The organism is Methanobrevibacter sp., assembly GCF_045644645.1.
Taxonomy (GTDB): Archaea; Methanobacteriota; Methanobacteria; order Methanobacteriales; family Methanobacteriaceae; genus Methanocatella.
The window spans coordinates 1-8,801 of the sequence record NZ_JAZRHE010000073.1 but is presented as its reverse complement, the minus strand read 5'-3'; the positions used below and the strand labels follow the sequence as shown (position 1 = coordinate 8,801).

Sequence of the window (8,801 nt, the reverse complement as noted above, 5' to 3'; positions counted from 1 at the left end):
AAGTCAAAAGATGTTTTAGATGACTTAGGTTTAAACAGATACTGTTGTAGAAGAATGTTAATTTCCCATGTTGAAACTTGGGAATAAATTTTTCAATTAATAGGGATATTTTTTTAATTAAAAATATAATCTTGGTAAAATATATGCCTAAAAATGGAAGTAATATTCATGGATGTTGAAAAAAAATTAACAAGGTTTGAAAGAGCTAGGATTCTCGGAGCTAGGGCAATTCAAATTTCTATGGGAGCCAAACCTTTAGTGGATATTAAAGACTCTTTAGATCCAATTGACATAGCTTATGAAGAACTCAAAGCTGGAGTTTTACCATTAGATGTGATTAGAGATGAATAAATAGTTTTATCTATTTATTCTAATAATTTATTTAAAAAAAATAAAAAATACCAACATAACTCTATAAAGAAACTTACTGATTTTTTAAGGAGTATAGATTATATTGGTAATAAATTAAAGGACACTGAGGTGTTTTTTTTGGATAGTATAATAGAAGATGTCCAAGTTCGTAAGATTTTGGACAGCAGAGGAAACCCTACCATCGAGGTGGATGTACTTACTTGGAATGGATCCGGTAGAGCTGCCGCACCAAGTGGCGCAAGCACTGGTTCAAGAGAGGTGGTGTCATTTCCTGATGGTGGTGTAGATAGGGTTGTAAGTGAAATGGAGGATTTCATTGCTTCTGAACTTATAGGTATGGATGCTCAGGACATATCAACCATTGATGAAGTATTGGAAGAAATCGATGGAACTGACAATTTATCTGCTATTGGCGGTAACACTACTGTGGCCATCTCTATGGCGGTAGTTAAAGCGGCTGCTTCCTCTTATAACATGCCATTATACAAGTACATTGGTGGAAATTTAGTTAATGAATTACCTTTCCCATTAGGAAATATGATGAATGGGGGAGCTCATGCAGGCATTAACGCTCCTGATATTCAGGAGTTTTTAGTTGTTCCTGTTGGAGCTACTAATGTTAGCGATGCAATTTTTGCTAATGCTTCCGTTCATAAAAAATTAAAAGAATTAATACAGACTAGAGATTCAAATTTTACTGGTGGAAAAGGAGATGAAGGAGGATGGATACCTAATATCACTAATGAAAATGCTTTAGAGATTCAAGCACAAGCTTGTGAAGAAGTTGGCGATGAGTTAGGTATTGATATTAGACCTTCTTTAGATATGGCAGCTTCCGAGTTATGGGATGCTGATAAACAGAAATATGTTTATGCTCAAGATGGTATTGAAAGGGATACCGGAGATCAAATTGATTTCGTAAAAGATATCATTGAAACATATAAAATGTTTTATGTGGAAGACCCATTTGACGAATCTGATTTCGAAGGATTTGCTCAATTAACTGCAAAAGTCGGAAATAAATGTCTTATTTGTGGTGATGATTTATTTGTAACAAATAAGGAACTATTAGCTAAAGGCATTGAATTGAATGCGGCAAATGCTATTATCATTAAACCAAACCAAATAGGTTCCTTATCTGAAACTTATGCTACTGTAAAGTTAGCAAAAGAGAATAATATAGTGCCTGTTGTTTCTCATAGATCCGGTGAAACTACCGATGAAACTATTGCTCATTTGGCAGTAGGTTTCGGTTCTCCCATGATTAAAACCGGAGCTATTGGTGGTGAAAGGATAGCCAAACTAAATGAGCTAATTCGTATCGAAGAAGAACTTCCAAATCCAAAAATTGGGTCATTTAAATAAGTTCGGAGAGAATCTTATGGCTAAAGTAACTATTGATTATGATAAATGTGATGGTGCGGACTGTGCTGAATGTGCCGATGTCTGCCCAATGGAAGTTTTAGTTCTTAATGGAGACAAAATTGAAATTGTCAATCCTGAAGAATGCAGTTATTGTGAAGTATGTATGGACGTATGTCCGAACGAATGTGTTAAAATTGAAGATGATGATTAAATATGAGGTGTAATTATGGTAAATGATGAACTTTTAATTGATTTAGATAACTATTTGGCTGCTGGTTTACATATTGGAACTCAACAAAAAACCAGCGATATGGAAAAATACATATTCAGGGTAAGATCTGATGGTTTATATGTATTGGATATTCAAAAAACTGATGAAAGAATCAGACAAATTGCAAAACTTTTAGCAAAATACGATCCTGAGGATATTTTAGTAGTGGCAACCAGACAATATGGTCAAGCTCCTGTTAAAAAATTCGGTGAAATTACTGGTGCAAAAACTATTCCTGGCAGATTCATCCCAGGTACTTTAACCAATCCGAATTATGCTAAATTTATCGAACCTAAAATTATCGTTGTAACTGACCCAAGGTCTGATGCACAAGCAATATTGGAATCTAAACAAAACGGTATTCCTGTAGTTGCATTATGTGATACAGAAAACTTGCTCAGTTTTGTTGATATAGCTGTACCTGTAAACAACAAAGGTAGAAAAGCAATTGCTTTAGTTTACTGGTTACTTGCAAGACAAATCTTAAGAGAAAGGGGAACTATTCCTGAAGATGGTGATTTGGATATTGAGGCAACTGACTTTGAACTTAAATTTTAAGTGAGTTAAAATGTTAAGAAAACCTGCTGTTGCTGGATCATTTTATCCAGATAATCCTGATGAGCTTAAAAAGCTAATTGAAGATTGTTTTTTAGAGTCTGGAATTTCTAAAATTCCCGAGTCTGGCATCTTTGAAGGTAGTGATTATCCTATTCATATTATGGTTCCACATGCAGGATATCAATATTCTGGTGCGATAGCCGCTAAGGGTTATTGCAGCATAGTTCAAAATGGTTTTCCTGAAGTTTTTATTATTTTGAGTCCTAATCATACTGGTCTGGGTAGTGAAATTTCTGTTTTCAATGAAGGGAAGTGGATTACTCCTTTAGGCAATATTGATGTTGATAGTGAATTTGCTGATGAGATAGTTTCTATTTCAGATATTGCTAAAGCGGATTTTTCCGCTCATCTTTATGAACACAGCATTGAAGTTCAACTACCTTTCTTACAATATTTTTCTGATGATTTTAAGATAGTTCCTGTAACTATGGGTTCACAGTCTTTTACTGCTTCTAGTGATTTGGCAAAATCTATTTTTGAAGCAGGAAATAATTTGGGTAAATCCTATTGTGTAATTGCAAGCACTGATTTATCTCATTTTAATAATCAAGAAAAAGCTAATAAAGTGGATGGGTTTGTTTTAGAAGACATTTCTGAAATGAATGAATTCAAGCTTTTTGAGGAAGTGATTCAGTATAATATAACCATGTGTGGTTACGGGCCTGTAATGACAACAATTTCCCTTTCTAAAATGTCCGGAAAGAATAATTGTGAAATACTGGGTTACAGAACTAGTGGAGATGTCACTGGAGATTTTAGCTCAGTTGTTGGTTATGCTTCAGGTGTTTTTAAATAAGGTGTATTTATGATAGCTAAAGCTTCTGCTCCCGCAAAAACTATTTTATTTGGTGAACATTCAGTAGTTTATGGCGAACCTGCTATTGCAGGGGCAGTTAATAAAAGAGCTTACATTACAATTAAGGAATCAGATACTAATTTATCAGTTTTTAAAGCTCCTGATATTGGTTTTGAAGCTGAATTGTTGACACGTCATAAGAAATACATATTGACAAAAGGAAAACCAGGTATTATTAGATACATTTTAGAATGTCTTTTTAGAGCTCACGACCATTCTCCAATCGAGATTACATTATCGTCAAATGTGCCTATTGGTTCGGGTCTTGGTTCGTCTGCCGCAGTTACTGTGGCCACTCTTGCAGCATTATACAGATATCATAATGTCCGCTTTAATAAGAAGTCTATTGCTCATGATGCACATATGGTTGAACAGGCAGTTCAAGGAGTTGCAAGTCCCCTTGACACTTTAGTTTCTACATATGGAGGGCTTGTTTATTTATCCAGAAATAAGAAAGTTGAGCATTTTAATGTTAACTTTGATGTTCCGTTTGTTGTAGGTTATACAACCAAACATGGCAACACTGGAAAAATGGTAAAGGATGTTAAAAATTTAAAAAATAGGAATCCTAAAATCATAAATCCTGTAATTACCGCAATGGGAAATTTAACCAATTATGCTAAACAGGCTATTTTAAAAAGAGATTTTAATAAAGTCGGCGAATTAATGAATATTAACCATGGATTTTTAGATGTTTTAGGCGTGAATACCTTGGAATTATCTCGTATGGTTTATAATGCAAGGGAAGCAGGAGCCATCGGAGCCAAAACCACTGGAGCTGGTGGTGGAGGCAGTATCATTGCACTTTGTCCGGGCAAAGCTGATGAAGTTGCAGAGGCTATAGCTCGCGATGATAATATATTGAAAGTCAGATTCACTCGAAAAGGAGTTTCTTCAAGGGTTTACAAGTGATTTTATGATAATTTTAAAAATTGGTGGAAGCATTCTAACCAATAAAGACTCAACCGAAAGTGAAGTTGATGTTAAGAGTCTTAAAAGAATCGCATCTGAAATTAAATCTTCTTTAGACAATTCAGCTAAAGAGCTGATTGTTGTTCATGGTGCGGGTTCTTTTGGTCATCCGCCAGCTAAGAAGTATAAGATTGGCGAATCATTTGATGAGTCCGAATATCCTCAAAAAAGAATAGGATTTTGCGAAATTCAAAATGCGGTTAAAAAATTAAACATGTTTATTTGCGAAGCATTTATTGAGGAAGGGTTGCCGGTTGTTGCCATTCCAGCATCTAGCTTTATGACAGCTATCAATAAAAGAATAGTTGAGGGCAATCTTGATAATTTTAAAAGATACTTAAGCAAAGGGTTCATTCCTGTTATTTATGGGGATGTTGTATTGGATGATGAGTTGGAATTTTGTGTCATATCAGGCGATCAGCTTATTCAATATTTGGCGAAAAATCTTAACCCGGATATGGTTGTTTTAGGAACTGATGTTGATGGTGTATACAATAAAAACCCTAAAACACATGATGATGCAATATTTTTCGATAAATTTTCATCTTTAAAGGATTTGGACACCTTGGAAGGAACTACAAATGTAGATGTGACCGGCGGAATGGTTGGGAAAATTAAAGAACTTTTATATTTAGCAGATTTGGGGATAGAATCTAAAATAATAAATGCTGAAGTTGAAGACAATATCTTCAAAGTGTTGGAAAATGAAGATGTAAAAGGAACAGTAATTTCAAGGGGAAATTAGCATATGATTTCAGATAGAAAGTTAGAGCATTTATTAATTTGTGAAAATTATGATGTTGAGTTTAAAAATAAGACTACTGGATTTGAGGACATTGAATTAATCCATAATGTTCTGCCGGAAATTGATAAAAATGATATTGATTTGTCAACTTCTGTTTTCGGTAAAAAATTAGACTCTCCGTTATTCATAACAGCCATTACAGGGGGCCATCCTACTGCAAAAAACATTAATAAACAATTAGCTGTTGCAGCTGAAGACAATGGTATTGCATTGGGTGTTGGATCTCAAAGGGCAGCTTGTGAACATCCTGAACTTATGGACACATATTCTGTTGTTCGTGATAATGCTCCGGATTGTTTGCTTGTAGGAAATATTGGGGCACCTCAATTGAATTTAGCTGAAAAAGCTGTTGAAATGTTGGATGCAGATATTTTGGCCATTCATCTCAATCCACTTCAGGAATCTATTCAGCCTGAAGGTGATTTGGATGCAAGAGGATATTTGAATTTAATTGCTCAGATTACAGAATCAGTGGATATTCCTGTTGTTGCAAAAGAAACAGGTTGCGGAATATCAGCAGAATCCGCAAAAGCATTGGTTGAAGCCGGTGTGGATTACATTGATGTTGAGGGTGCTGGAGGAACCAGTTGGGCTGCTGTTGAAACATATCGTGCTGAGGACAGGTATCTCGGTGAAATATTTTGGGATTGGGGAATTCCAACTGCCGTTAGCACAGTTGAAGTTGTTAATGCTGTTGATGTTCCGGTTATTTCATCAGGAGGTATCAGAACCGGACTTGAGGCAGCTAAAGCTATTGCTCTTGGGGCCGATGCTGTCGGTATGGCATTACCATTTTTAAAGAATTCTGCTTCACAGGAACAATTAAATAAGTTCATAGAAAGATTCAATGATTCTCTAAGAATTGCAATGTTTTTAGTTGGCGCTAATAACATTAACGAACTAAAACAATCTAATTTGGTCATTCGTGGAAAAACAAGGGAATGGCTCACCGAAAGAGGAATTAACACAAAAATTTATTCAAGGAGATAAAACATGAGCGTAGAAGTTATCGCTATTGGAGGATACCAGGAAGTCGGGAAAAACATGACTGCTGTCAAAATTGGTGAGGACGTAATCATTTTTGATATGGGTATTCATTTAGACAGAATCAGTATGCACGAGGATACTGATATCGATAGGATGCATAGTTTGGATTTAATAGAAAGGGGAGTTATTCCTGACGATACATTAATGAAGGATGTTGATGGTAAGGTAAAAGGAATAGTATTCTCTCACGGTCACTTGGACCACATTGGTGCAGTAGCTAAATTGGCTCATAGATATGATGCACCATTAATTGGAACACCATATACTGCAGCTTTAATTGAAAAGCAAATTAAAGGGGAACGCAAATTTAAGGTAAATAATGAAATTAAGCCATTGAATCCTGGAAGCAAATTAAAGCTTTCAAAGGATATCACTTTGGAATTTGTTCAGTCAACACACAGTATTCCACAAGCCGTATTTCCGGTTTTACATACTTCAGAGGGAATCATTGTTTATGCATTGGATTTTAAATTTGACAATCACCAAAAAGTATCTCCTCCCCCAGACTATAAAAGGCTAAAAGAGTTAGGGAGAAAAGGAGTGCTTGCATTAATTGTCGAAACCACTAATGCTATTAATTATACTGAAGTTAAAACTCATTCGGAAAGAATAGCCAGAAATATTTTGGAAGATGTGATGAGGGGACCTTTACAAGAAAAAACCGGTATGATTGTAACCACATTTTCTTCTCACGTTGAACGTGTGCAGGCTATTGCGGATATTGCAAAGCAAAGCCATAGGGAAATATTTTTCCTTGGAAGATCCATGGAAAGATTCTGTGGTATTGCACAAAAGTTGGGTATTTTAAAATTACCAAAAAATGCAAGTATTTATGGCTCTCCAAAAGCGGTCAATAAAGCATTGATGAAAGCTGATGAAGACAGAGCGAATTATTTGCTTGTAACTACAGGGCATCAAGGAGAACCTGATGCATTGCTTCCTAGAATTGCTAATGGAAGAACTCCTTTCAATATCAAAAAAGGGGATAACGTTATTATTTCTGCACCGATCATCCCAAATCCGACTAATGCGGCTAATAGACATATTATGGAGAGAAGATTAAAATTAAACGGTGCTAGAATTTATCCTAATGCTCACGTTTCCGGTCACGCTGGAAGAGAAGACCACAGAGAGTTCTTACGCATGCTCAAACCACAGCATATTATTCCAGCACACGGGGACTTATCCATGCTTGCAGCTTATGCTGAACTGGCTGAAGAGGAAGGTTATAGAATAGGTTATGATATTCACATATTAAGAAATGCTCAAGCACAAGTTTTTAAAAGTTAAAAGAGGGAATTAAAATGAGTGATGTAAAACAGGTACTTGGAAGTTATTCAATTGACATTACAAAAACAATCGAAGAGGAATTATCCACTATTACTCCAGATAATCTTGCTGAAGCATCAGTATACTTAACAAGAGCTGGTGGGAAGATGCTTAGGCCGGCTTTAACATTGATTGCTGCTGAAGCCGTTGGCGGTGCTCGTGAAAGTGCTTTAAAATCTGCAGCCGCTATTGAATTGATTCATACATTTTCACTTATTCATGATGATATCATGGATCAGGATGATATGAGAAGAGGAATGCCTTCTGTTCATAAAGTTTGGGGTGATGATGTAGCTATTCTTGCGGGAGACACTTTATTTTCAAAAGCTTTTGAAATTATAATTGGCACTGAAGGAACAAGTTCAGAACAAAACAATAAGGCATTGGCTACTGTTGCGGATGCATGTGTTAAAATCTGTGAAGGTCAGGCATCTGATATGGGTTTTGAAGACAGGTTTGATGTAACTGAAGATGAGTACATGGAAATGATTTTCAAAAAAACCGGTGCTTTGATTGCTGCAGCTACAAAAGCTGGAGCCATTATGGGAGGAGCTGCCGATGAAGTTATTGATGCCATGTATGAATATGGTAGATTAATAGGTCTTGCTTTCCAAATTCAAGATGATTACTTGGATATTGCTAGTGATGAAGAAACATTGGGCAAACCAATCGGTTCAGATATTGGCAAAGGTAAGATGACTATTATTGCAATTAAAGGTTTATCAAGTGTTGATGATGGCAGATTACTTGAAATCTTAAAATCTGAAAATAATTCTCAAGATGAGATAGATGAAGCAATCGAAATTTTAACAAATTGCGGGGCTATTGAATATGCTCGCAATTTGGCTCAAGAATCTGTTGATAAAGCAAAAGAAGTACTTGAAATATTGGACGACTCTTCATTTAAACAGGTACTTGCAGACATTGCAGATTTCGTACTTGAGAGAAGTGCTTAAATTCTCTCAATTTTTTATATTTTCTAAAAAATGATAATACTTTTTTAAAATTTTTTATGTTTTATGATAGTAATAATTTTATAAAAAGTATTACTATTCCATTTTAATTTTTTTAGTTTTATTTTTTAATATTTTGATTTATAGTAATTTATATTTCAATTAACAATTTTAAATTCTTTTAATTTGCTTAATATATTTTTAATATTGTTA

10 protein-coding genes and 1 pseudogene are annotated in these 8,801 nt (G+C 35.1%); all 11 read left to right on the top strand.

Annotation, left to right across the window (positions count from 1 at the left end; all coding sequences use genetic code 11):
• A pseudogene (locus ACKI4K_RS04265) lies at nt 1–87 on the top strand (DNA-directed RNA polymerase subunit N); the annotation flags it as partial.
• Between the two features lie 66 nt (nt 88–153).
• Nucleotides 154–351 (top strand): DNA-directed RNA polymerase subunit K, encoded by a 198-nt coding sequence (locus ACKI4K_RS04260; RefSeq protein ID WP_292609894.1) that lies wholly within the window; start codon nt 154–156, stop codon nt 349–351.
• A 138-nt stretch (nt 352–489) separates the two neighbouring features.
• Nucleotides 490–1,737 (top strand): phosphopyruvate hydratase, encoded by a 1,248-nt coding sequence (eno, locus tag ACKI4K_RS04255; RefSeq protein ID WP_407422618.1) that lies wholly within the window; start codon nt 490–492, stop codon nt 1,735–1,737.
• A 16-nt stretch (nt 1,738–1,753) separates the two neighbouring features.
• On the top strand, nt 1,754–1,948 hold the full coding sequence (locus tag ACKI4K_RS04250) for a 4Fe-4S binding protein (RefSeq protein WP_407422616.1): 195 nt from the start codon (nt 1,754–1,756) through the stop codon (nt 1,946–1,948).
• 15 nt (nt 1,949–1,963) lie between these two features.
• Nucleotides 1,964–2,566, top strand: a complete 603-nt coding sequence (gene rpsB, locus ACKI4K_RS04245) for a 30S ribosomal protein S2 (protein ID WP_406532318.1) — start codon at nt 1,964–1,966, stop codon at nt 2,564–2,566.
• Between the two features lie 10 nt (nt 2,567–2,576).
• Nucleotides 2,577–3,422: an AmmeMemoRadiSam system protein B gene (gene amrB / locus ACKI4K_RS04240; protein WP_407422614.1), complete on the top strand. Its 846-nt coding sequence runs from the start codon at nt 2,577–2,579 to the stop codon at nt 3,420–3,422.
• Between the two features lie 9 nt (nt 3,423–3,431).
• On the top strand, nt 3,432–4,394 hold the full coding sequence (gene mvk, locus ACKI4K_RS04235; protein WP_407422612.1) for a mevalonate kinase: 963 nt from the start codon (nt 3,432–3,434) through the stop codon (nt 4,392–4,394).
• A 4-nt stretch (nt 4,395–4,398) separates the two neighbouring features.
• Nucleotides 4,399–5,199, top strand: coding sequence for an isopentenyl phosphate kinase (locus ACKI4K_RS04230; RefSeq protein ID WP_407422610.1), 801 nt, complete (start codon nt 4,399–4,401; stop codon nt 5,197–5,199).
• A gap of 3 nt (nt 5,200–5,202) precedes the next feature.
• Entirely contained in the window at nt 5,203–6,249 is a 1,047-nt protein-coding gene (gene fni, locus ACKI4K_RS04225; RefSeq protein WP_407422608.1) for a type 2 isopentenyl-diphosphate Delta-isomerase, read from the top strand.
• A gap of 3 nt (nt 6,250–6,252) precedes the next feature.
• On the top strand, nt 6,253–7,596 hold the full coding sequence (locus ACKI4K_RS04220) for an RNase J family beta-CASP ribonuclease (RefSeq protein WP_407422605.1): 1,344 nt from the start codon (nt 6,253–6,255) through the stop codon (nt 7,594–7,596).
• 14 nt (nt 7,597–7,610) lie between these two features.
• Nucleotides 7,611–8,591: a short chain isoprenyl diphosphate synthase IdsA gene (idsA, locus tag ACKI4K_RS04215; RefSeq protein ID WP_407422603.1), complete on the top strand. Its 981-nt coding sequence runs from the start codon at nt 7,611–7,613 to the stop codon at nt 8,589–8,591.
• The last annotated feature ends 210 nt before the right edge of the window (nt 8,592–8,801 follow it).

Bases quoted from the DNA above. Each gene is read 5' to 3' on its own strand.
- ACKI4K_RS04260 (WP_292609894.1), top strand. From the start codon at position 154: ATGGAAGTAATATTCATGGATGTTGAAAAAAAATTAACAAGGTTTGAA.
- ACKI4K_RS04250 (WP_407422616.1), top strand. From the start codon at position 1,754: ATGGCTAAAGTAACTATTGATTATGATAAATGTGATGGTGCGGACTGT.
- rpsB (WP_406532318.1), top strand. From the start codon at position 1,964: ATGGTAAATGATGAACTTTTAATTGATTTAGATAACTATTTGGCTGCT.
- amrB (WP_407422614.1), top strand. From the start codon at position 2,577: ATGTTAAGAAAACCTGCTGTTGCTGGATCATTTTATCCAGATAATCCT.
- mvk (WP_407422612.1), top strand. From the start codon at position 3,432: ATGATAGCTAAAGCTTCTGCTCCCGCAAAAACTATTTTATTTGGTGAA.
- ACKI4K_RS04230 (WP_407422610.1), top strand. From the start codon at position 4,399: ATGATAATTTTAAAAATTGGTGGAAGCATTCTAACCAATAAAGACTCA.
- fni (WP_407422608.1), top strand. From the start codon at position 5,203: ATGATTTCAGATAGAAAGTTAGAGCATTTATTAATTTGTGAAAATTAT.
- ACKI4K_RS04220 (WP_407422605.1), top strand. From the start codon at position 6,253: ATGAGCGTAGAAGTTATCGCTATTGGAGGATACCAGGAAGTCGGGAAA.
- idsA (WP_407422603.1), top strand. From the start codon at position 7,611: ATGAGTGATGTAAAACAGGTACTTGGAAGTTATTCAATTGACATTACA.